Source organism: Sphingomonas sp. IW22 (genome assembly GCF_041321155.1).
Lineage (GTDB): Bacteria > Pseudomonadota > Alphaproteobacteria > Sphingomonadales > Sphingomonadaceae > Sphingomonas.
Genome location: NZ_JBGGWB010000001.1, coordinates 310,862 through 333,362, shown reverse-complemented (window position 1 = coordinate 333,362; position 22,501 = coordinate 310,862). Strand labels below are relative to the sequence as shown.

Annotated in this window: 16 protein-coding genes and 1 pseudogene; 10 read left to right on the top strand and 7 right to left on the bottom strand. The window is 64.3% G+C overall.

Annotated elements, in window-relative coordinates; all coding sequences use genetic code 11:
* Position 1 precedes the first annotated feature (1 nt).
* Positions 2 to 1,651, top strand: a complete 1,650-nt coding sequence (locus ACAX61_RS01600) for a putative bifunctional diguanylate cyclase/phosphodiesterase (RefSeq protein WP_370714872.1) — start codon at positions 2 to 4, stop codon at positions 1,649 to 1,651.
* Here ACAX61_RS01600 and ACAX61_RS01595 read toward each other — a convergent pair.
* The 3 genes from ACAX61_RS01595 to ACAX61_RS01585 are packed head-to-tail and all read right to left on the bottom strand — an operon-like array spanning position 1,615 to position 3,976.
* Complete coding sequence (locus tag ACAX61_RS01595) at positions 1,615 to 2,808, bottom strand: CCA tRNA nucleotidyltransferase (RefSeq protein WP_370713079.1); 1,194 nt, start codon at positions 2,806 to 2,808, stop codon at positions 1,615 to 1,617. The two genes, ACAX61_RS01600 and ACAX61_RS01595, sit on opposite strands and share 37 nt — an antisense overlap.
* The gene (locus tag ACAX61_RS01590; protein WP_370713078.1) at positions 2,805 to 3,398 is read right to left on the bottom strand and encodes a CoA pyrophosphatase; all 594 of its coding nucleotides are present in this window, start codon (positions 3,396 to 3,398) and stop codon (positions 2,805 to 2,807) included. The genes ACAX61_RS01595 and ACAX61_RS01590 overlap by 4 nt, the downstream gene beginning before the upstream one ends.
* The gene (locus tag ACAX61_RS01585) at positions 3,395 to 3,976 is read right to left on the bottom strand and encodes a DUF1285 domain-containing protein (protein WP_370713077.1); all 582 of its coding nucleotides are present in this window, start codon (positions 3,974 to 3,976) and stop codon (positions 3,395 to 3,397) included. The genes ACAX61_RS01590 and ACAX61_RS01585 overlap by 4 nt, the downstream gene beginning before the upstream one ends.
* A gap of 149 nt (positions 3,977 to 4,125) precedes the next feature.
* On the opposite strand from ACAX61_RS01585, the gene ACAX61_RS01580 reads away from it, so the two are divergent.
* Complete coding sequence (locus tag ACAX61_RS01580; protein ID WP_370713076.1) at positions 4,126 to 4,602, top strand: MarR family winged helix-turn-helix transcriptional regulator; 477 nt, start codon at positions 4,126 to 4,128, stop codon at positions 4,600 to 4,602.
* Between the two features lie 105 nt (positions 4,603 to 4,707).
* Complete coding sequence (locus ACAX61_RS01575) at positions 4,708 to 6,801, top strand: malate synthase G (protein ID WP_370714871.1); 2,094 nt, start codon at positions 4,708 to 4,710, stop codon at positions 6,799 to 6,801.
* Here ACAX61_RS01575 and ACAX61_RS01570 read toward each other — a convergent pair.
* Genes ACAX61_RS01570 through ACAX61_RS01560 form a run of 3 tightly spaced genes read right to left on the bottom strand, consistent with a single transcriptional unit; the run spans position 6,798 to position 10,419 of the window.
* The gene (locus ACAX61_RS01570; RefSeq protein WP_370714870.1) at positions 6,798 to 8,018 is read right to left on the bottom strand and encodes a class I SAM-dependent methyltransferase; all 1,221 of its coding nucleotides are present in this window, start codon (positions 8,016 to 8,018) and stop codon (positions 6,798 to 6,800) included. The two genes, ACAX61_RS01575 and ACAX61_RS01570, sit on opposite strands and share 4 nt — an antisense overlap.
* A 45-nt stretch (positions 8,019 to 8,063) precedes the next feature.
* The gene (locus ACAX61_RS01565) at positions 8,064 to 9,434 is read right to left on the bottom strand and encodes a cryptochrome/photolyase family protein (protein WP_370713075.1); all 1,371 of its coding nucleotides are present in this window, start codon (positions 9,432 to 9,434) and stop codon (positions 8,064 to 8,066) included.
* Positions 9,435 to 9,477: 43 nt separating this feature from the next.
* Entirely contained in the window at positions 9,478 to 10,419 is a 942-nt protein-coding gene (locus ACAX61_RS01560; protein ID WP_370713074.1) for a histone deacetylase family protein, read from the bottom strand.
* Positions 10,420 to 10,474: 55 nt separating this feature from the next.
* On the opposite strand from ACAX61_RS01560, the gene ACAX61_RS01555 reads away from it, so the two are divergent.
* The 4 genes and pseudogenes from ACAX61_RS01555 to ACAX61_RS01540 form a co-directional block, all read left to right on the top strand.
* Positions 10,475 to 10,975: an RNA pyrophosphohydrolase gene (locus ACAX61_RS01555; protein WP_370713073.1), complete on the top strand. Its 501-nt coding sequence runs from the start codon at positions 10,475 to 10,477 to the stop codon at positions 10,973 to 10,975.
* An 86-nt stretch (positions 10,976 to 11,061) separates the two neighbouring features.
* Positions 11,062 to 11,943, top strand: a complete 882-nt coding sequence (locus ACAX61_RS01550) for a DUF481 domain-containing protein (RefSeq protein WP_370713072.1) — start codon at positions 11,062 to 11,064, stop codon at positions 11,941 to 11,943.
* Positions 11,944 to 12,269: 326 nt separating this feature from the next.
* Entirely contained in the window at positions 12,270 to 13,196 is a 927-nt protein-coding gene (locus tag ACAX61_RS01545) for a phosphatase PAP2 family protein (RefSeq protein WP_370713071.1), read from the top strand.
* Between the two features lie 537 nt (positions 13,197 to 13,733).
* Positions 13,734 to 14,472, top strand: a pseudogene (locus ACAX61_RS01540) (IS5 family transposase); the annotation flags it as partial.
* Positions 14,473 to 14,655: 183 nt separating this feature from the next.
* On the opposite strand, the gene acnA reads toward ACAX61_RS01540, so the two are convergent.
* Positions 14,656 to 17,328 carry an aconitate hydratase AcnA gene (gene acnA, locus ACAX61_RS01535; RefSeq protein ID WP_370713070.1) on the bottom strand — a complete coding sequence of 891 codons (2,673 nt, stop codon included), beginning with the start codon at positions 17,326 to 17,328 and terminating at the stop codon, positions 14,656 to 14,658.
* Between the two features lie 273 nt (positions 17,329 to 17,601).
* Between acnA and ACAX61_RS01530 the strand changes: the two genes are divergently transcribed.
* From ACAX61_RS01530 to ACAX61_RS01520, 3 genes are all read left to right on the top strand, one after another.
* Positions 17,602 to 18,684: an AI-2E family transporter gene (locus tag ACAX61_RS01530; RefSeq protein WP_370713069.1), complete on the top strand. Its 1,083-nt coding sequence runs from the start codon at positions 17,602 to 17,604 to the stop codon at positions 18,682 to 18,684.
* 85 nt (positions 18,685 to 18,769) lie between these two features.
* Positions 18,770 to 21,019 (top strand): S9 family peptidase, encoded by a 2,250-nt coding sequence (locus ACAX61_RS01525; RefSeq protein WP_370713068.1) that lies wholly within the window; start codon positions 18,770 to 18,772, stop codon positions 21,017 to 21,019.
* Complete coding sequence (locus tag ACAX61_RS01520; protein ID WP_370713067.1) at positions 21,016 to 22,458, top strand: helicase HerA domain-containing protein; 1,443 nt, start codon at positions 21,016 to 21,018, stop codon at positions 22,456 to 22,458. Before ACAX61_RS01525 ends, ACAX61_RS01520 begins: the two co-directional genes overlap by 4 nt.
* Positions 22,459 to 22,501: the final 43 nt, after the last annotated feature.

Genomic DNA, 22,501 nt, shown 5'->3' with positions numbered 1-22,501 from the left:
GATGGCAACCGGCGGCGAAGCCGGTGTGCTGTTGCTGCTCGACATGCTTCCCATCCCGGCGGCGATCTTGAGCCGACGTGATGACGAACTGGTCTTCGATGCGGTTAATGCCGGTTTTCGCCGCGTCGGGCTGGACACGGTGGCGTCGCGCTCGCCGCTGACCCGGTTGCTGGGCGCGCGCATCCTGTCCTTTATCGAGAGCGACGACAAACTCACCGAGTTCGAGTGGAAGTTCGGCGACAGCGTCGATTATCGTTATTTCAGCGTACGGCTGGCCCGTCCCTCGACCGCCCCGGCGGGCGAGCGGTGCCTGCTCACCCTGATCGACCAGACCGGTCAGTTCCGCACCGAACACAGCCTGCGCCGCGAAATGATGACCGACAGCCTGACCGGGTTGCCCAACCGCGCGGGCTTTGCCGATCAGCTGGAAGCGGCAATCGCCAATCGGGCGCGCGACAGCTATGCCGTGCTGGCGATCAATCTGGATCGGTTCAGCCGCGTCAATGCGTGCATGGGCGGTCTGGCCGGCGACGAGCTTCTGATCTCGGTCGCCCGGCGGCTGAAGGGGGCGTTGCGCGCGCGCGACACGATTGCGCGTGTCGGCGGCGACGAATTCGCGATCCTGATGGCGATCGAGGACGGACAGGCCGAAGTCCTGCAACTGGCCCGCCGGCTGGAAGACGCATTGACCACGCCGTTTCGCCTCTCGGACTTTGAAATCCGCGTCGATTGCTCGATCGGCATCGCGCTGGGCGCCGACGAGGACGGGGAGGCGGAAGAACTGATCCGGCACGCCCAGTTCGCAGTCAAGCGTTCGAAGAAAAGCGGGCGCGTGGAAATCTATCAGACGCGGGCCTTTGATCTGGCCCGCGCGAAGTTCAGCATCGAAACCGAATTGCGCCGCGCCATCGACGCGGGCGATCTGGAGCTGCATTTTCAGCCGATCTGCGATCTGGCGACGGGCCGTATCGCGTCGTTCGAGGCGCTGTCGCGTTGGACCAACGAGCGCGGCATTTCGGTACCGCCATCGGATTTCATCCCCGTGGCGGAGGAAGCCGGGCTGATCGTTCCGCTGGGGCGCTGGGCGATGAGCGAGGCAGCACGGACGCTGGCCGAATGGGACCGTGCGGCCGGCGGCTGTTGCGGGGTCAATGTCGCGGTCAACCTGTCCGCCATCCAGCTTCAGCGCGATCAGGTGGCCAATATGGTTGCACAGGCGCTGTCCACCCATGGGCTGGACGGCCGGCGGCTGACGCTGGAACTGACCGAAAGCGCAATCGTCGCTGATCCCGACGGCGTGTCGAACACCATCCGCGCGCTCAAGGAACTGGGCACGACGCTGGCCATGGACGATTTCGGCACGGGATATTCGAACCTTGCCTATCTTCAGCGATTGCCGATCGACGTGCTGAAGATCGACCGCAGCCTCGTGACGGGCATGTTGGCCGACCGGGACAAGGTGGCGATCGTGCGCGCCATTCTGGGGCTGGCACAGGCGCTGGGCATGAAGATCACGGCAGAGGGAATCGAAACGCCCGAACTGGCACAGACGCTGGCGGCACTGGGCTGCGGATACGGGCAGGGCTATCATTACGCCCGCCCGCTGCCCGCCGATCAGGCGTTTCGGCTGCTGTCGTCGGTCAACGCCTGAGCCACCGCATCATCAGTGATGGCCGCCAGCCGGTCGTCGCCGGGAAAGCCCTCACCGATCCAACGGTCCTCGATCCGCTTTAGCGTCGCGGCGACCAGAGGCCCCTTCGACAAGCCGCGCGCGACCAGCACACCGCCGCTCAGCGGCAGGCGCGGCGGCGTCCAGCCATCCAGCGGCGCAACCGTTCGGCCAGCCAGCAGCAGCCGGTCCAGCGCCGGATCCACCCCGATGCGATAGGCCATGGCGCGCGGATCGGTGCCGTCGTCGCTCACCGCCGCGCTTTCCAGCCGCTTGCGCTGGATATTGGACAGCCTTAGTCGCGCGCCGATATCACGGGCGACCGCCGGGTCGGCGGGCAATAGCGCGGCAAGGCGGCGAATCGCTTGCGGGACGACCCTTGCGGCAGCTTCATTGTCGGCCAGGCGTGACAGGCGAATCACCCCCTCGGCGTCGATTTCGGGCAGCACGGGCGAAAGAATGTCGCGCTCCACCATCAGCGCGACGACGCGAACCGCGTCGCGCGCGACCAGCAGCTTCAGCAATTCATCGGCAATCCGTTCGCGCGACAGCGCCATCAGGTCGCGCGCGCGGGTGGCACAGGCGGCCAGCCCCTGCGCGTCGGGCTCGTTCCCAAAACGGGCAAGGAAACGGAAAAAGCGCAGGATGCGAAGATGATCCTCGGCGATGCGTTTCAGCGGGTCACCGATGAAGCGCACGCGCCGCGCCGCCAGATCGTCCAGCCCGCCGAAATAGTCGAACACCACGCCGCTTTCAGGATCGGCATAAAGCGCGTTCATGGTGAAATCGCGCCGTGCGGCATCCTCACGCCAGTCGTCGGTAAACGCGACGGTCGCGTGCCGCCCATCGGTCGAAACGTCGCGGCGCAGCGTCGTCACCTCAACCGGGCCGGATGGCAGGACGGCGGTGATGGTGCCATGCGCCAGCCCGGTCGGCACGGCGCGGATCCCGGCTTCCTCCAGTCGAGTGACGACGGTTTCGGGCGCCAGCCGTGTCGCGACGTCGATGTCCGCGACATCGATCTCCAACAGGGTGTCGCGCACGGCGCCGCCGACGACGCGCGCCTGTTCCGCGCCACCCAGCGCGGCGATCAGCGCGGTGAAACCCTCGCGATCGGTCCAAGGGGCATTGAGGATCATTGGAGGCCGGCCAGTCGGCGCGACAGGTTGACGATCATTGCCGCCGTCGCGCCCCAGATGCGCTGGCCCTGCCAGTTCAGCTCCATTACGCGCCGCGTCTGGCCCCGCCATGGCATGTCGCGCCATTCACGGCTGGCGGGGTCGAGGAGGAAGGACAGCGGCGGTTCGAAAATCGCGGCCACCTCATGCGGGGCCGGCGTTAGCGGCAAATCGGGCGGCACGACGGCCAGCACCGGGGTCACGGTAAAGCCGGTGACCGTGCAATAGGGGTCGGCAACGCCGATCACCTCGACTGCGTGGCGGGGAAGGGCGATTTCCTCTTCCGCCTCCCGCAAGGCGGCGGCGATGGCATCCGCGTCGGTCGGATCAATGCGGCCGCCCGGAAAGGCGACCTGTCCGGCATGGCGCGAAAGGCTGTCGGTGCGGCGGGTCAGCAGCACGCCGGGTTCGGCGCGATCGGTGATCGCAACCAGCACGGCGGCCGGCATCGGTTCGCCGACATGATCCAGAACCGGGTCACCGGGGATCAGCGGCTCGTCTTCGGCCGGCGCACGGGCCAGCGCCGCTGCCAGCCTTTCGGCCAGCGTCACGCTGCGACCGCGTCGTCGCCGGCGTCGATCGGGAAAAAGGCGCCATCGCTCCACAGACCGGCGGGCACGCTGCCGTTCGACAGGGCGAGGTCGGCCAGCTCGTAATAGACCGGGCGGGCAACCAGTGCCTCAAGCCCGCCACGTACCAGCAGATAGGGGCGCGGCCCTTCGGCATGGGATTCGAATCGGATCGGGTGCGTGGCCCCGGCGGTGATCAGGTCGCCGGTGTTCAGCCGAAACGCGATCCGCGCGGTTTCACCCGTCCCCTCGACCTTCATCTCCACCGCGGTGAAGGGCGCGTCCTCGACCTCGATGTCCAGCTTTTCGACGGGCGTGACCAGCACATAGCCGCCATCCGGTTCCCGCCGCAGAATGGTGGAGAACAGCCGCACCATTTCCTGACGCCCGATCGGGCTGCCCTGATGAAACCAGGTTCCGTCGCGCGCGATACGCATCTCGCTGTCGCCGCAATGGTCGGGATTCCATTTGTCGACCGGCGGCAATTTGTTCTGTTCGGCAAGACGGGCGATGTCGGCAAGGGACAGGCTGGACAGGTCGGGTTGTTGGGGCATTGGCATAACCGTATCGCGTTAGGGTCGGTCGTGCGCGATTGGCAAGCCGGAACGCATCGAAACGGGATGGACGGTAAAGGTCAACTTGTTCGACACGGGGCTTCGCGCCACGCTATGCAGGCGAAACGACTCACTTCTGGGAGGGGGAGAGCCTTTTGACGGTGCTGAATCTCGACGCTTTTTTGCCGTACCGGCTGTCGATTGCGTCCAATGTGGTGTCGACCGCGATCGCGACCATCTATCAATCCATGTTCGGGCTTCGTGTGCCCGAATGGCGGCTGGTCTGCGTGCTGGCAGAGGGCAAGGGGCTGACCCAGCAGGCGCTGGGTGCGCGAACCCAGATGGACAAGGTGACGGTCAGCCGCGCTGCCATCGCGCTTGCCGAACGCGGGCTGGTCGAACGCGTGCCCAATCCCGGCGATCAGCGTTCGCGGGTTCTGAACCTGACCGAATCGGGCCGGTCGCTGTACGACGTGGTCGCCCCAAAGGCGCTTGAGATGGAGCGGGCGCTGTTCGCCGGTTTCGACCAGCAGGAGCGGGAGCAACTGAACGATATGCTGCTTCGGCTGGAACAGGCCGTTGCCACCATGGCGCCTCAGTCCAAGGAACGGCCAGGCGTTCCGGCGGGGTAATCCTTTTCGCTTGATCCGCGCGGTGCGACATGCACTATCGCGCACGTCCTCCCCAGGCACGATGAACCGACCCGTTTCTTGTCGAGGAGTGTGCCGATGACCGCTATGACCCCACGTGCCACGCTGTCGGTGGCGCAATCGCTGGCCGCGTTCGTAGAAGAGCGCGTCTTGCCGGGACTGGGGATCGAAGCAGACGCGTTCTGGCGGGGGGCGGCGGCGATTTTCGACCGTTTCGCACCTGAAAACCGCGCGTTGCTCGCCACGCGTGACCGGCTTCAACACGCGATCGACGATTGGCACGCCGCGCGCGTCGGACAGCCGGTGGATCAGCGTGAATATCAGACGTTTCTGCGTGAGATCGGCTATCTGGTCGACGAACCAGCGCCTTTCACAATCGGCACGACCGGTGTCGATGAGGAGGTTGGCGCACTGGCCGGGCCACAGCTGGTCGTGCCGGTCCTGAACGCGCGGTTCCTGTTGAACGCCGCCAATGCGCGCTGGGGCAGCCTGTATGACGCGCTATACGGCACCGATGCGCTGGGCGACCTGCCACCGCTGGGCGGCTATGACGCGGCGCGCGGTGCGCGGGTGGTGGCGCAGGCAAAGGCGTTTCTGGACAGCGCGGTGCCGCTGGCGGGCGCAAGCTGGGCCGAGCATCGCGGCGGCGCGCTGAACCTTGCCGATCCGTCGCAATTCGTCGGCCATGCGGGGGACAATCTGCTGTTCCGGCACCATGGCCTGCATATCGAGGTTGTGTTCGACCGCGACCACCGCATCGGGCGCGACGATCCCGCGGGCATTGCCGACGTGATCCTGGAATCCGCGCTGACGACCATTGTCGACCTTGAAGATTCGGTGGCCGCTGTCGATGCGGAGGACAAGGTCGCCGCCTATGGCAACTGGCTGGGCCTGATGACGGGCGAACTGGAGGCCAGCTTTGACAAGGGCGGACGGACGCAGACGCGCACGCTGGCGCCCGACCGCAGGTACAGGATCGCGGATCAGCACGCCTTCACCCTGCCGGGCCGCAGCCTGTTGTTCGTGCGTAATGTTGGGCACCTGATGACCACGCCCGCAGTGCGGCTGTCCGACGGCGGTGAGGCGCCAGAGGGGATATTGGATGCCATCGTCACCAGCCTGATCGCGCTTTACGACCTGCGCGGGTTGGGGCGGCGGCGCAACAGCCGGGCAGGGTCGATCTATATCGTCAAGCCCAAGATGCATGGACCCGATGAGGTCGCCTTTACCAATCGCCTGTTCGACGCGGTGGAGGATCTGCTGTCGCTGGATCGCCACACGATCAAGGTTGGCATCATGGATGAGGAGCGCCGCACCTCTGCCAATCTGTCGGCCTGCATCCATGCGGTGCGTGACCGGGTGGTGTTCATCAACACCGGCTTTCTCGATCGCACGGGCGACGAGATCCACACCGCGATGGCGGGCGGGGCGGTTGTGCCCAAGGGCGAGATGAAGGGCGCGGAGTGGATCAAGGCGTATGAGGACCGAAACGTCCTGATCGGCCTGTCGCACGGGCTGGCGGGCAGGGCGCAGATCGGCAAGGGCATGTGGGCCGCGCCCGACCGCATGGCCGACATGCTGCGCGAAAAGCGCGTGCATCCGATGTCGGGTGCATCGACCGCATGGGTGCCGAGTCCCACGGCCGCGACGCTCCACGTGCTTCATTATCACGAGGTCGATGTGGCTGCCCGGCAGTCGGCACGCGTGGGAGAGGTGGTGCCGTCGCTCGACGCGCTGCTGACCATTCCCTTTGCCACCGGGCGCAACTGGTCGCGGGACGAGGTGCAGCGCGAACTGGACAATAACGCGCAGGGTATCCTTGGCTATGTCGTCCGCTGGATCGATCAGGGCGTGGGCTGTTCAAAGGTGCCGGACATTCACGATGTCGGCCTGATGGAGGATCGCGCGACGCTTCGCATCTCGTCCCAGCTTCTCGCCAACTGGCTGCGCCACGGCGTTGCCACCGCAGATGAGCTTGAGGCGGCGCTGCGGCGCATGGCCGCGCAGGTCGATGCCCAGAATGCGGGCGACCCGCTATATCGGCCCATGGCGGGGCGAGAGGACGAAAGCATCGCCTTCCAGGCCGCCCGCGCGCTGGTGTTCGGGGGGGAGCGGCAGCCCAATGGCTATACCGAGCCGCTGCTCCATTTTTATCGGCAACGGGTGAAGGCGGCGGCCTAGGCCGGTTTCATCAGCGTCACTTGTGCAACGGTGATGCCGCCGCCGCGAAAGCCGCCCTCGCAATACATCAGATAATAACGCCAAAGATCGCGAAACGCGGTGTCGAGATCGGCGGGCAACCGCCCCTCGGCATCGGCGCGATCAAAGGCGCGGCGCCAGCGGTTCAGCGTTTCGGCATAGTCGAGGCCAAAGGCCACCCGGTCATGCCATTCCAGCCCCTGACGCTCTGCAATCGCGCGGAACCGACTTTCGGACAGCAACAGGCCGCCGGGAAAGACATATTGCTGGATGAAGTCGACATTGCGGGCATAGGCGTCGAAAATCGCATCGTCGATGGCGATATACTGGATCGCCGCACGCCCACCAGGCCTTAGCACCCGCGCGATGGTGGCGAGATAGGCGGGCCAATAGCCCTGCCCAACCGCCTCGACCATTTCGATGCTGGCCACCGCGTCATAAGTGCCGGTCGCGTCGCGATAATCGGTCAGCGACACATTCACGCCCGGCAGCGCCATCGCGTTCACATGCGCCGCCTGCTCGGTCGACAGCGTCAGGCCATGGACCTTTCGGCCGCCTTCACTGGCGGTACGGGCGAAGGAGCCCCAGCCGCAGCCGATCTCCAATATGCGCTCACCCGGGCGCGTCGCGGTGCGGTCGAGAATGGCGGACAGCTTGCGGTGCTGCGCGCGCTCCAGCGGCTCGCCGGCCTCCGTAAAAATCGCGCTGGAATAGGTCAGCGTCGGGTCGAGCCAGGCGGCGTAGAAGTCGTTGCCTAGGTCATAGTGATAGGCGATGTTCGCGCGCGACCCGGCGGGATCGTTGCGCCGCGCCAGATGCGCCAGTCGCCGGGCAAGCCGCGACCATGGCCGCGCTCGCGCGGTATCGCCCAGGCCCTCCCGGTTGGCGACGAACAGTTCGAACAGAGCAACGGGGTCGGGGCTGGCCCATTCGCCCGCCGCCCACGCCTCATACCAACCCGCCGATCCGCCGGTGGCCAGACGATACAGCGCCCGCCATGAGCGCAGGTCCACCACCGCCGCAGCACCGGGCGCCCGCCCGCCCAGCCGCCGGTGCGCGCCGCCGGGCAGCGTTGCGTCAAGCGATCCCGTCGCCAGCCCCCGGTCGATCCGGTCCAGCAGCCGCACGAACAGGCGGTCGAACATGGCGAGCATCCCCGCCTTGACCTCACCCGTGCGTCGTCCCCGATTGCGCGCCATATCCGTCATCGGCGCCTCCTTTGGCATCGCGATCCGAAATGGCAATCACTTCATCGCCTTGGCCGCCTCCAGCGCACGGGCGCGCGCCTCCCGGTGGCCGATGATCTTGCGGGGATAATCGCGCGGGCGGCACCCGGCATCGTCGGGGTCGTGGATCGCACCATCCCCCACGGCGCGCAGTTCGGGCACCCATTGGCGGATATAGTCGCCAGCTTCGAACTTCTCGGACTGGGTTAGCGGCGCCATGATGCGGACGAACATGTTGGAATCGATCCCCGACCCTGCGGTCCACTGCCAGTTGACCGCGTTCGATGCGTAATCGGCATCGACCAGACAGTCCCAGAACCAGCGCTCCCCCTCTCGCCAGTCGACCAGCAGATGCTTGATCAGGAAGCTGGCCGTAATCATCCGCACCCGGTTGTGCATCCAGCCGGTCGCCCACAATTGCCGCATCCCGGCATCGACGATGGGATAGCCGGTGCGCCCCTGTTGCCATGCGCGCAGTTCGTCCTCGACCGTCTTGCCGCTGCGCCAATTCAGCTTGTCAAAGGCGTCGCGCGCGTTTTCGGTGGCATAGGCGGGATATTGCAGGATGACGTTCTGGGCATAGTCGCGCCAGCCCAGCTCGCCCAGGAACGTCGCAACCGATCCGCCGACATCGGCGGTGCGGTACCACGCCTGCGCCGCCGACAATTCTCCGAAATGCAGGTGCGGTGACAGGCGGGAACTCCCCTCGATCGAGGGAAGATTGCGCTCAGCCTCATACGCGTCGGCATGGCGGCGAAATGCCTCCAGCCGCTTTTTCGCGCCCGCTTCGCCCGGCTCCCAATCCTCGAAACCCTTGGCCCAGTTCGGACGCGAGGGCAGCAATGCCCAATCCGACAGCTTGTCCGACGCGGGCCATTTGCCGGGTGCTGGAATGTCGCGCGGGCGGGGATTGGGCTGGGGTGGCGGCATATGCTGGTTCAGCGCGCGCCAGAAGGGGGTATAGATCTTGAACGGCTTGCCGCTGCCGGTCGTTACCGATCCCGGCGGTGCAAGGTAATTGTCATGGTGGCAGTTCAGATCAAGCCGCTTTGCCACCGCGCGTTCGGCATTGCGCCACCACGGTTCGTAGTGACGGATGCAATGCACCGCCGACGCGCCGGTTTCCTCTGCCAGGCGGGCCAGTTCGTCCTCCGACTTGCCCCGGCGCAGGATCAGGCGCGACCCCTTTTCGCGCAGGTCGGCATCCAGGCTGGTCAGGCTGTGGTGCAGCCACCACCGCGATGCGCCGCCCATCGCGTGATGTTTCGGCGCTTCGTCGTCGAGGATATAGATCGGGATCACCGGACCTTCGCTGCATGCAGCGGCAAGTGCGGCCTGATCCGACAGGCGCAGGTCGCGGCGCAACCAGACAATGACGGGATCGGGCATCTGGACCTTTCGATTTGCGGACGTTCGAGCGACGCGCGTCGCCCTAAACCGTTCCGCGTACGACCGGCATTGGCCCAAGGGCGGTATCGCCCAGCATTGCCGCACCCAGCGTCAGGATCGACGCGACGTGGCGCTGCGCCACCTCCATCGCATCATGCCCGTAACCGCCGCCCAGCGCGCTGGCGACCGGCAGGCCGCGGGACCGGGCGAGGCGGGCGATCAGCCGCTCCCGCTGTGCCAGCCCGTCCAGCGTCAGCGACAACCGCCCCAGCCGGTCGCCGGCAAAGGGGTCGACCCCGGCCTGATAGAGGATCAGGTCGGGCGCGAACCCGTCGATCATCGGCGCCAGCGTCGATTCCAGCGTGCCGAGATATTCGGCATCCTCGACCCCGTCGGGCAGCGCCACGTCCAGCGTCGAGCGGGCTTTTCGCGCCGGAAAGTTCTTGTCCGCATGAATGGAATAGGTGGCGATATCGTGCCGCCCCGCCGTCAGCGAAGCGGTGCCGTCGCCCTGATGCACGTCGCAATCGACGATCAGTACGCGGCCGACGACGCCCTCTTCCACCAGCCGTATGGCGGTGCAGGCCAGATCGTTGAACACACAGTAACCGGCACCGGTGGCGGCCAGCGCATGGTGGCTGCCGCCCGCCGTATTGGCGGCATAGCCATGGTCGAGCGCCAGAAGTGCCGCCAGCCAGGTGCCACCCGGCACCGACTGAGCCCGCCGGGCGACCAGCGGCGTAACGGGAAAGCCGATGCGCCGCTCCTTTGCCGGCGGCACCCGCGCCTCGATCACTTCGGCCACATAATCGGGCTCATGCGCTGCCTCCAGCCATACGCGCGGCATGGGGTCGGGCGAATACCATTTCAGCCTGGCGCCGCTGTCGATCAACAGGTCGCGGACCAGCCCGTTCTTGTTCCATTGATAGCCGCTGCGCGCGGGGGCAGGGGCGACATAATCGGCATGGTGGACAATCGGGATCACGCCCCCCTAGTTAGGGCGAAATCTTCCCCGTCGCCATTGCCCGGAGCGTGCCCCCATGTCCGCGTTCGCCGATCTTCCCTACCGCCCCTGTGCCGGTGTCATGCTGGTCAACCGCGACGGCCGCGTCTTTGTCGGTCAGCGCCTCGATTCGGTGCTTGAGGCGTGGCAGATGCCCCAAGGCGGGATCGACGATGGCGAAGCGCCCATCGACGCCGCCGTCCGTGAACTTGGCGAGGAAGCGGGCATCGCGCCCGATCTGGTCGAACTGGTTGCGGAAGCGGGGGAGGAACTGACCTATGACCTGCCCGACGACCTGATCGGCAAGGTGTGGAAGGGAAAATGGCGCGGCCAGCGCCAGCGCTGGTTCCTGTTCCGCTTCCTAGGTGAGGATGGCGACGTGAATATCGAAACCGCCGAACCGGAATTTCGCGCGTGGCGCTGGATCGAGCCGGCTGAACTTCCCGAACTGATCGTGCCGTTCAAGCGGGAATTATATCAGCGGCTGCTCGACATCTTCGCCGAATCGCTCCCGGCGCGCGACGGGGCGGTTCGCTGAGCCTGCGGGCTTGCCCTAGCGTCATTCTGTCGCCGCGTTTTGCCGGATAATGCCTCGTGATGCTTCAGTCCTTCCCCCTTGTGGCCGTGGCGATCGTGTCCGGCGAGGATCCGATCGGTCAGGCCCAACCCGTGACCATCCCGGTCGAGTTGAAGGCGATGCTGGACGCGGCCATCGCCGGCGGCAACGAGGGGGAAGTCGACACCCTCGTCAAATATGCCAATGCGGCCAAGATTCCCGCGGCCCCTGCCATGCAGCGCATCGCACAGGCGTGGAAAAACGACCGTCAGGCCAGCGCGCAGGCCCGGCTTCGGGAGGCGGATTTCCTGTCGTTGATCAAGGGGCGGGCCGAGATTGCCGGGTTCCAGACCGGCGGCAATTCGGACAATATCGGCGTGTCGGGCAAGCTAGACATCACGCGCGAAGGGCTTCGCTGGCGTCACAAATGGATGTTGCAGGCCGACTATCAGGAAAGCTTCAACGTCGTCTCGCGTGAGCGTTACCTCGCCGCCTATGAGCCCAATTACAAGGTCAGCGACCGGCTGTATTTCTATGGCGCGGCCCAGTTCGAAGCCGACCGGTTCCTCGGCTATACAAGCCGTTATTCGACATCGCTGGGTGCGGGTTATACCGCCATTCGCCGGACCGGCATGACGCTGGAGCTGGAACTCGGCCCGGCGTTCCGGCGGACCGATTTCATCGACCAGACGCTTGAGAACAACGTGGCTGCACGTGGATCGGTCGATTTCGACTGGCAACTCAGCCCGACGCTCTCCTTCCGGCAGGATGCGTCGGCCTATCTGCAATCCGCGAACAGCACGGTATCCAGCACGACAGCGCTCAGCGCCAAGGTGCTTGGGCCGCTTCAGATGCAGCTATCCTACGTTGTACAATATGAATCCCGCCCGCCAGAGGGCCGGGTGAGCACGGATACGACGAGCCGCGCGTCGCTGGTCTATGCGTTTTAGGGACAGACATAGATTGGAACCAGCTGCGCCTCTCGCGTTTAATGTGGATTGTAGAAGGTCCGGCGTCGCCTGTTGACGTATACCGATTTCGCGCGTGGTAACGTTGTCAGCTTTGATAGGCTGACTACTGGCAAAAGCTAACCTCCGATTCACACTCTGGATCGGCGTTGATTTTTATGCTTAGCGATCACCCTCAGAAGACTAAGCGGTTCTATTGGTCGCCTTGAAGTTAATAATATATTTATCGGATCAGGTTAGCGAGGGCGCTTGTAGCAGGGCGGTGCCGAGAAAAGATGCTGGATCAGACAACGAACCATTGCCGACAGGTGGCGATCGCAGCTACGGCCGCAGCACTCATAGCAATGTTAGTCCTGCCCTATCTCGTAGGATTTAGCGTTGATATCGCCTCGTTTAAACCGATATTTCTATTTTCTGCAGCTCTTATGCTATTCGTCCCTTATGCGGCTTGGCGAAATCTGCAACGCCTAAGATTCGGCATGGAAGCCAGCGCGCTGGGTTTGATGATGACGCTTCCGGTGCTGGTGTTTTCTTATTCGGCCATGCGAGTGGCTATGCCGCTAGCGGATCAGACTCTCATAGCGATTGATCGTTCACTCGGATTCAACTGGCTATGGTATGTGTCGGTGATCGACGCGAGCCCCTTGCTAGCCAAGACACTTGCGTACGCTTATTCGTCCTTTGCGCTTCAGCTTCTTTTGATGCCAATAGCTCTATCACTGCTAAGTTTCGAGAAACGTGCGTTTCAGATGGTGCTAGCCTATTTAGTGCTCTGCACGTTGTCGATTGCAATCAGCACATTTTTCCCTGCTGTTGGCGCGTATAAAGCTTTCGGCGTCGCGGCGACTGACCTTGAAAACATAAATGCTCACTTCGGATATTTCTTTCTGAAATCATTTTACGCCGTTCGAGGAAGCGAAGTTTTCATTCTAGATATCAAAAATGCATCGGGAATCGTAACATTTCCATCCATTCATGTAGGGGTATCGGTGTTGTGCGGATGGGCATCATGGCAATCGGTTTGGCTCCGGATACCTATGCTGATACTGAACATTCTTATGGCGATTTCTGCTGTTACACACGGTAGCCACTATTTATTCGATGTATTGGGTGGTGTGATGGTCGCGATATTTACCATCCGTCTGGTATTGCAACTATCCGACTTTTCAAGATTACCTAGCAGCTCAACCCACGATCGGCCGGTAATTGCCGCGTCCATCGCCAATAAGATCTGATTTGCGGAGCGTTTGCTAGGTCGTGAACTCACAAGCGTCGCCGCTATTTGGACGAGCGGGCGCTTGTAAGCTTCTCGATGAGGACTGTTCTGGTGGCGTCAGCAAGGTAGCGGGTCTTGTGCGGGTTGAGGCTTATGCGCCCGATAAGCACCATTTTGAATGTTCCCTATGGCGGCGCAGGCTTGTCACGCAGTGCTGCTTTGCGGACCGCTGCGTCTGATTGGTTGCATACGCCTAGGACACTTGATCGATGCGCCATCGCTATCTTGCAGCAGTTTCCTTGGCGTCCTGACATAGCTCAAACCGGCTGTTCTTGAGGTTCGTGAACCAGGTGCAGGTAAGAGTACGTCGCGTTCCGAAGGCTCCGCCGTCGAAGGTAAGGTTTTGTTGCTCGACAAGGGCCGTGGCGGCCAATGCAAGGACAGCGAATTGCCACATATGAGCACCATACCCTGCCGATAGCTGTCTGCGCTCGTGTCAGCACACCTTTTGCATTGCGCTGACTTCTGATTCAGCGTCGGCTCGAGCCGATACGATCTGATCGCCTTCGCATGGTGCGTGATAGAGCCCCTGCTGCCCAACAAGGCAAGGGCGTACCGCACGTCGATGATCGGCGGACGCTGAACGGCGTCTTTTGGGTGCTGTGTTCCGGGCACCGTGGCGTGACTCGCCCAAGCGCTATGGGCCGCGCACCACCTGCTACAATCGCTGCAACGGATGACGAAAGGAGGCGTGTGGGCCCGGCCGATGGACGCCACTAGCGCCGCCCACGATGGCAAGATGCAGATGATCAACAACACTTCCATTCGGGCGCGGCAGCAGGGCGCGACGGCAAAAAAGGAGTTCGGATCATTTTCTCGGTCGCAGCAGAGCCGCACTTACGACCGAGATCCTCGTCGTCGTGCAAGGCCTCCCGATCCCGCTCGGCCTGACTGGCGGGCAGACGCCTGATGGGCAGATCGCCGACTATCTGCGCGATCACCTTGGCCTTGGCACCATCATGCTTGCCGACAAAAGCCTATGATGCTGTCCGGATCCGCGAACTGATCCAGGACTAGGGTGGCACACCAAATATCCCGGCGAAGAGCAACCGCAAATGAAACCCATGCCTCAGCAAACGGCTTACCGTGAGCGCAACCTGATCGAGCGGTTCTTCTCCCGGCTGAAGCACTTCCGCCGTGTCGCCAACCGCTACGACAAGCTCGCTGCCAACTTTCTCCCCATGATCCAGCTCGCCTCAGTGCGGCGGTCGCCTCGAGCCTATGATACTTCGGCCTGGTCAAGGAGGTGCACGGCCGCGGCGGAGCATTGTATGGCCGTGCGAGGCTGGCTTAGTCAGCGCCTTTCAAAGAGCGTGGCGCTCCGGAAAACATTTAGGATGCCGCTCTTTGTAGATCGCCGATGTACAAAAGGGCGACCCGGATCGAACCGGACCGCCCATTTTCGTCGGTAGCAGCGATCAGGCCGCCAGCTTGCGCAGCACGTACTGCAGGATGCCGCCGTTCAGGAAATATTCCAGCTCGTTGGCGGTATCGATGCGGCACTTCGTCATGAAGGTTTCGGTCGAACCGTCGGCGCGGGTCATTTCGACCTCGACATCCTGACGGGGCTTCAGCGTGGCGACGCCGCGGATCGTGAACGTCTCGTCGCCGGTCAGACCCAGCGTCTGGCGCGTTACGCCATCGGCAAAGACCAGCGGCAGCACGCCCATGCCGACCAGGTTCGAACGGTGGATGCGCTCAAAGCTTTCGGTAATGACGGCGCGGACGCCCAACAGGTTCGTCCCCTTCGCCGCCCAGTCCCGCGACGAGCCGGTGCCATATTCCTTGCCGCCGATGACGACCAGCGGCGTGCCGTCGGCCTTGTGGCGCATGGCCGCGTCATAGATCGCCATGACATCGGCGCCATAGCGGGTCATGCCGCCTTCGATGCCGGGGACCATTTCGTTCTTGATGCGGATGTTGGCAAAGGTGCCGCGCATCATCACGTCATGATGGCCGCGACGCGCGCCATAGCTGTTGAAGTCGGCGCGCGACACTTGATGCTCCATCAGCCACTTGCCCGCCGGGCTGTCGGCCTTGATCGAGCCGGCCGGGCTGATGTGGTCGGTGGTGATCGAATCGCCCAGGATCGCGAGCGGCTTTGCCTCAATGATGTCGCCGATCGGAGCGGGCGTCATGTCCATGCCCTCGAAATAGGGCGGATTAGCGATATAGGTCGATGCGGGCGGCCACGCATAGGTATCCGAACCCTCGACCGTGATGCCCGCCCAGTGACGGTCGCCGGCATAGACGTTGGAGTAGCGCGAACGGAACATCTCGTCGTCGATGTTCGATTCGATGACCTGGCGTACCTCGTCGTTGGTCGGCCACACGTCCTTCAGGAACACGGGGCCATTGGTGCCTTCGCCCAGCGGGGTGGCATAGATGTCCTCGGTCACGGTGCCCTTCAGCGCATAGGCGACGACCAGCGGCGGCGATGCGAGGAAGTTGGCGCGCACGTCGGGCGACACGCGGCCTTCGAAGTTGCGGTTGCCCGACAGGACCGACGCGGCGACGATGTCGTTGCCGTTGATCGCGGCCGAAATCGGCTCCGCCAGCGGACCCGAATTGCCGATGCAGGTGGTGCAGCCATAGCCGACCAGGTTGAAGCCGATCGAGTCGAGGTCGGCGCTCAGCCCCGCCTTGTCGAGATAGTCGGTGACGACCTGGCTGCCCGGTGCCAGCGAGGTCTTGACCCACGGCTTGGGCTTGATGCCCAGCGCGCGTGCCTTGCGCGCGACCAGACCGGCGGCGACCAGCACCGACGGGTTGGAGGTGTTGGTGCAGCTGGTGATTGCGGCAATGACAACGTCGCCGTCGCCGATGTCATGATCCTTGCCGTCCACCGCGACGCGGACGGGTGCGTCCTTCTTGTACACGCTGGCAAGGTCGCCGTTGAAGGTGTCGTCCACCTCGGTCAGCGGCACGCGGTCCTGCGGGCGCTTCGGCCCGGCCAGGCTGGGCACGACGGTCGACATGTCGAGTTCCAGCGTGTCGGTGAACACGGGGTCCTCTGCATCATCATAGCGCCAGAAGCCATTAGCCTTGGCATAAGCCTCAACCAGCGCGACATTTTCTTCCGAACGCGCGGTCAGGCGCATGTAGTCCAGCGTGCGGTCGTCGACCGGGAAGAAGCCGCAGGTCGCGCCATATTCAGGCGCCATGTTGGCGATGGTCGCGCGGTCCGCCAGGCTCATGGAAGCGAGACCGGGCCCATAGAACTCGACAAAACGGCCAACGACGCCCTTGGCGCGCAGCATCTGGGTGACGGTCAGCACCAGATCGGTGGCGGTGATGCCCTCGGCCAGCTTGCCGGTCAGCTTGAAGCCGACGACTTCGGGGATCAGCATCGAAACCGGCTGGCCAAGCATCGCGGCTTCCGCTTCGATACCGCCAACGCCCCAGCCCAGAACGCCCAGGCCGTTGACCATGGTGGTGTGGCTGTCGGTGCCGACCAGCGTGTCGGGATAGGCGATCATGCCCGAACCATCGGTCGATTCCGACGACCAGATGGCCTGCGCGACATATTCAAGGTTCACCTGGTGGCAGATGCCGGTGCCCGGCGGCACGACCTTGAAATTGTCCAGCGCCTTCGAACCCCATTTCAGGAACTCGTAACGCTCGGCATTGCGCTGATATTCGATCTCGACATTGTTTTCGAACGCCTGCGGTGTGCCGAATTCATCGACCATGACCGAGTGATCAATGACGAGGTGAACGGGTACCTGCGGATTGATCTTGGCCGGATCGCCGCCCAGCGACGTGATCGCGTCGCGCATCGCCGCCAGATCGACGACGCAGGGGACGCCGGTGAAATCCTGCATCAGAACGCGCGCGGGGCGATACTGGATCTCGCGGGTTGAGCGGCGTTCCTTCTGCCAGTCGACAACCGCCTGGGCGTCTTCGGCGGTGACGGTCGAGCCGTCCTCGAAGCGCAGCATGTTTTCCAGCAGCACCTTCATCGAGAAAGGCAGGCGGCTGACATCGCCCAGCTTTTCCGCAGCCTTGGCAAGGCTGTAATAATGATAGGTCTTGCCGGCGACCTCAAGCTGGTCGCGGGTGCCCAGGGTATCGTTGCCGATGGCGGTCATAATTGCCCTTCCGGTCTGGCCGGTCGCGGCGGGGAGGCGGCGGTGGCCGCGCGGGCGCGCCCGGCAGTGTTGCGAATGCGAAGATTCGTCGCGGCCTTAGCAAGCGGCCGGGACATGGGGAAGGGGGCCGATCGTCTAAAGCGCGCGACGGATCGTCGCGACCGCTTTGTGGGCGTCGAACATGTCGGCTCGCCCGTGATCGGGAACTCCGGCTATGTCGAGTTTGTTTCGCGTCCGACGATCCGGCGCTCTGGCCGGGCAAGAGGGGGAATTATGGGTTCGGCTGACATGGCGCGTGTGGCGCGTTCGACCTTGGTCATATTACTGATCGTCGGGCTGGCGTTGCTGACCGTCCAGTTTTCGTTCGTGTTCCTGCTGATCTTTTCAGCCGTTCTGGTCGCGACGCTGATCCGGGCCGCGGGCGCACCGTTCCGCCGGGTCGGCATGGGCGACATGCCATCGGTGTTTCTGGGGCTTTTCCTGATCCTGGCGGTCCTGGCGGCGTGCGGATTCCTGTTCGGCGCACAGCTGACCGAGCAGTTTACGGAAGTCGCACAGCAATTGCCGACCGCATTCGAACAGGCGCGCTCGCTGGTCGAACAGGTGCCGTTCCTCAACAGTTTCCTGACCGGCACCCCCGACATCCAGAGCATTATGGGCCGGGCCGTGTCGTTCGCGTTCGGCGCGGTTGGTGCAGTCACCAATCTGGTGCTGGTGATCGTCGCGGCAATCTATCTGGCGCTCGACCCCGATCTCTACATGCGCGGCGTGGAAAAGCTGTTCCCGAAATCGGAGGGGGAGCGCGTGCGTGAGGCGCTGTCGGCGAGCGGACAGGCGCTGAACCAGTGGCTGATTGCCCAATTTGCGACGATGCTGATCGTCGGTACGCTGATCTGGGTCGGGTTGATGATCGTCGGTGTGCCTTCGGCGGCGGCGCTGGGGGTGATTTCGGGCCTGACCAACTTCATCCCGCTGATCGGCCCCTTTATCGGCGCGGCGCCCGGCGTCCTGCTGGCGCTGGCGCAGGGGTCGGACACGATCCTGTGGACGATCGTCGTCTATGTCATCGCGCAGCAGCTTGAAGGCAATGTGCTGACGCCGATGATCCAGAAATACGCGGTGTCGATCCCGCCAGCGGTGCTGTTGTTCGCGCTGGCCGCGCTGGGCAGCCTGTTCGGGATGATCGGTGTGGTCGTCGCGGCACCGCTGGCGGTGGTGCTGTACGTGCTGGTGACGTTGTTGTGGGTGCGCGACACCCTGGGCCATGATGCTGATATTGCTGAGATCGACGCCCCCGCGCCGGCCGACAGCAACGCACCCGAAGCGATGAAGGCGGGGTCCGAGACGCAGCACTGACCCTTTACGCCCGCGCCCCCACGCGGCATGAACGCCCTATCCTTATGCCGTGCGATCCGATGGCGCGGCTTCACCGGAGATGGGAATGCGTGGATGGTGGTTGGCCCTGATGCTCGGGTCGGCAAGCGTGACGGCAATGGCGGCTGAGCCGGTGGCACAGGCGCGCGCAGGTCAGATGGCGGCCGAAACCGGCACGCTCAGCTTCGAACGGGTGATGGCGGGCGGTCTGGCGGGCGGCGGCGGGCGCCCGCCGCGCCTGTCGCCCGACGGCAAGCTGCTGACCCAGCTGCGTCCGCGTGAGGGGGAGCCGAACCGGCTGGACCTGTGGGCGCAGGATCTGGCGACGGGCCAGTGGCGGATGCTGGTCGATTCGAAAAAGGTCGGCACCGGTGCCGAACTGTCCGAGGCCGAAAAGATGCAGCGTGAGCGCGCGCGCATTGGCGGTCTGCGCGGGATCGTCAGCTATGACTGGGCGCCCGACGGCCGCTCGATCCTCGTCCCGCTCGACGGCGACCTGTATCTGGCGACGTTGGACGGCGATGTCCGCCGCCTGACTCAGAGCGAGGCGGGTGAGCTGAACCCCGTCATCAGCCCGGCAGGCCGCTACATCAGTTTCGTCCGCGACCAGAATTTGTGGGTTCAGCCGCTGTCGGGCGGTGAAGCGCGCGCCGTGACTCAGGGGGGCGGGGGCACCGTGCACTGGGGCGAGGCGGAGTTCGTCGCGCAGGAGGAAATGGGGCGCACTACCGGTTATTGGTGGGCACCCGGCGATGCCCGCGTCGCCGTCGCCCGCTTCGATGAAGCGCCGGTGCGCGTGCTGACCCGCGCTGCCATCGCGGCAGAGGGCACGCGGCTGTATGAGCAGCGTTACCCCCTGGCGGGCACGCCCAATGTCGCGATCGAGCTGTATGTGATGGCACCCGACGGCTCGGACCGGGTCAAGGTCGACCTGGGCAGCGATCCCGACATCTATCTGGCGCGCGTCGACTGGAGCGCGGACGGCAAGACGCTGTACGTCCAGCGTCAGAACCGCGAGCAGACGGTGCTGGATATGCTGGCCGTCGATCCTGCGACCGGCCGATCGCGCGTGCTGTTCAGCGAGAAAGCGGCGGCGAAGAGCTGGATCAACCTGTCCGATAATTTCCACGCGCTGGACGATGGCAGCATCCTGTGGTGGTCCGAACGCGACGGCAACGGACATCTCTACCGGTTCGCAAAGGGACGCTGGACGCAACTGACCAAGGGCGATTGGGAAGTCGCCGACGTGATCGGCGTCGATGAGGCGCGCGATCGGGTCTATTTCACCGCCAACAAGGACGGCGTGCTGGAACGCCACGCTTATGCCGCGCCGCTTACCCGCGCGGGTGCGGTCACGCGGTTGACTGAGGCAGGTTACTGGAACAGCGCGGTGATGGACGGCGCTGCAAGTCGCTTGATTGTCACGCGATCCAGCCCGACCCAGCCGACGCAGAGCTATCTGGCCGATGCGGCGGGTAAGCGGATGCAATGGCTGGACGAAAACGCTCTGGGTGCCGACCACCCTTATGCGCCCTATCTGGCCAGCCACCGCGAGCCGGAATTCGGCACGCTGAAGGCCGCCGACGGCAGCGCGCTGCATTATTCGATCCTCAAGCCCGAAATGGAGCCGGGCAAGCGTTATCCCGTCTTCTTCACCTATTATGGCGGGCCCGGCGCGCAGCGGGTGACGCGCGGCTGGACCAGCCCGCTGCATCAGGCGATCGTCGACAAGGGCTATATCGTCTTTGTCATGGACAATCGCGGCACCGCCAACCGTTCGCGGGCTTTCACCGACCAGATCTGGCACGCGATGGGCAGTGTTGAGGTCGAGGATCAGGTTATGGCCGCCAAGTGGCTGAAGTCGCAGCCCTTTGTCGATCCCGACCGGATGGTCATCCATGGCTGGTCCTATGGCGGCTACATGACGCTGAAGCTGCTGGAAGCCGCGCCGGGCCTGTTCGCGGCGGGTGCGGCGGTGGCGCCGGTCAGCAAGTGGGAACTGTACGACACCCATTATACCGAACGGTACATGGGCGACCCGCGCAAGGTGCCGGAGGCTTATGCCCGCTCGGCCCCTATCGGCGACGCGGGCAAGATTCGTGACCCGTTGCTGATCATGCATGGTATGGCCGACGATAACGTGTTCCTCGACAACACCACCGCCATGGTGGCCGCGTTGCAGCAGCAGGGCGTGCTGTTCGAGACGCAATTCTATCCCGGTCAAACGCACGCGATCAGCGATCCCAAGTCCCAGTTGCACCTGTGGACCAGCATGTTCGATTTCTTCGAGCGCAGGACATCGACAGCCAAGAAATGACGGTTGAAGTGGATATGGGGGTCGATGGCACGGGCAAATCCGTTGCCATGGACCTTGAAGAATTGCTGGCTACCCGCTTGCTTGTTCAGGGCAATTCCGGATCAGGCAAGTCGCACCTGCTGCGCCGATTGCTGGAGAGGTCCGCCGGTCGCGTGCAGCAGGTGGTGATCGATCCGGAAGGCGATTTCGTCACCCTGTCCGACGCCTATGGCCATGTCGCGATCGAAGCGGCTGATTATGCCGAACGCGAAATCGCCCGCATGGCCGCGCGCATCCGCGAGCATCGCGCATCGGTGGTGCTGAGCCTTGAGGGGCTGGAGGCCGAGGGGCAGATGCGCTGTGCCGCGACGTTCCTGAACGCGCTGTTCGATGCGCCGCGCGAACATTGGTATCCCGCGCTGGTGGTCGTCGACGAGGCGCAGCTTTTCGCGCCCGCCGGTGGCGGCGAGGTGGCGGAGGAAGTGCGCCGCGCGTCGCTGGGTGCGATGACGAACCTGATGTGCCGTGGGCGCAAGCGCGGGTTGGCGGGTGTCATCGCGACGCAGCGTCTGGCCAAGCTGGCGAAGAATGTCGCGGCGGAGGCGTCGAACTTCCTGATGGGCCGCACCTTCCTCGACATCGACATGGCGCGGGCGGCCGACCTGCTGGGCATGGAGCGGCGTCAGGCGGAGACGATCCGCGACCTGCAACGCGGTCATTTCCTGGCGCTCGGCCCCGCCGTCTCGCGCCGCCCGGTGTCGGTGAAGATCGGCGCGGTCGAAACATCCGCGCGCAGTTCCAGCCCCAAGCTGATCCCGCTGCCATCGGCCCCGACCGACATGAAGGACCTGTTGAAACAGGCGGTCGAGGAACCGACGCTCCCGCTGGCTGCACCACCGCCGCCCGCACCGATGCCCGCCGACGAGGTGATCGAGGCGCTGGTCGCCCCGCCACCGCCCGAGACTGCACCCACGCCCGCCATCCCGCCGGAGCGTGTGGCCCAGATCGTCGCCGATGTGCTGCTCGCCATCGTGGAGGAAGCCGGATCGGCGCAGCGCCCAGCCGCTGTGCTGTTTCAGGATTATCAGGTCCGCTGCCGCATGGCGGGAATTCCTCGACCGCCGCTCGACCTTGAGGCGTTTGCCCGGCGCTTGGCGGCGGCGCGGGCGGGGATCACGCACGGGCTGGAGGACGAATGGGCGCCCGCCCTGTCACTGGCGCGCGAGTTGCCCAGCGAAATGCTGGGACCGTTCCTGCTGGTCGCGCGCGCCGCGCGGGAAGGGGCGCCGTGCCCCTCTGACGAACGGATTGCGGAGGTTTACGGCACCTCCTCATTGGGGCGCGCCCGTCGGCTGATCGGCTATATGGAACAGCGAGAACTGGTGGTGTGCCGCACCGACCTAGCCGGAAAGCGTTCGATTGCGATTCCGGCGTTGGGGTGGACGACGGCGGCGGCCTGAGCGCATCAGGCCGCTTGTCGCCCCGGCGCCCCCCGGCTATCGG

What these genes read in the sequence shown, in the direction of transcription:
- ACAX61_RS01600 (WP_370714872.1), top strand. Translation starts at nt 2, where the DNA reads ATGGCAACCGGCGGCGAAGCCGGTGTGCTGTTGCTGCTCGACATGCTT.
- ACAX61_RS01595 (WP_370713079.1), bottom strand. Translation starts at nt 2,808, where the DNA reads ATGATCCTCAATGCCCCTTGGACCGATCGCGAGGGTTTCACCGCGCTG.
- ACAX61_RS01585 (WP_370713077.1), bottom strand. Translation starts at nt 3,976, where the DNA reads ATGCCAATGCCCCAACAACCCGACCTGTCCAGCCTGTCCCTTGCCGAC.
- ACAX61_RS01575 (WP_370714871.1), top strand. Translation starts at nt 4,708, where the DNA reads ATGACCCCACGTGCCACGCTGTCGGTGGCGCAATCGCTGGCCGCGTTC.
- ACAX61_RS01570 (WP_370714870.1), bottom strand. Translation starts at nt 8,018, where the DNA reads ATGGCGCGCAATCGGGGACGACGCACGGGTGAGGTCAAGGCGGGGATG.
- ACAX61_RS01565 (WP_370713075.1), bottom strand. Translation starts at nt 9,434, where the DNA reads ATGCCCGATCCCGTCATTGTCTGGTTGCGCCGCGACCTGCGCCTGTCG.
- ACAX61_RS01555 (WP_370713073.1), top strand. Translation starts at nt 10,475, where the DNA reads ATGTCCGCGTTCGCCGATCTTCCCTACCGCCCCTGTGCCGGTGTCATG.
- acnA (WP_370713070.1), bottom strand. Translation starts at nt 17,328, where the DNA reads ATGACCGCCATCGGCAACGATACCCTGGGCACCCGCGACCAGCTTGAG.
- ACAX61_RS01530 (WP_370713069.1), top strand. Translation starts at nt 17,602, where the DNA reads ATGGGTTCGGCTGACATGGCGCGTGTGGCGCGTTCGACCTTGGTCATA.
- ACAX61_RS01525 (WP_370713068.1), top strand. Translation starts at nt 18,770, where the DNA reads ATGCGTGGATGGTGGTTGGCCCTGATGCTCGGGTCGGCAAGCGTGACG.
- ACAX61_RS01520 (WP_370713067.1), top strand. Translation starts at nt 21,016, where the DNA reads ATGACGGTTGAAGTGGATATGGGGGTCGATGGCACGGGCAAATCCGTT.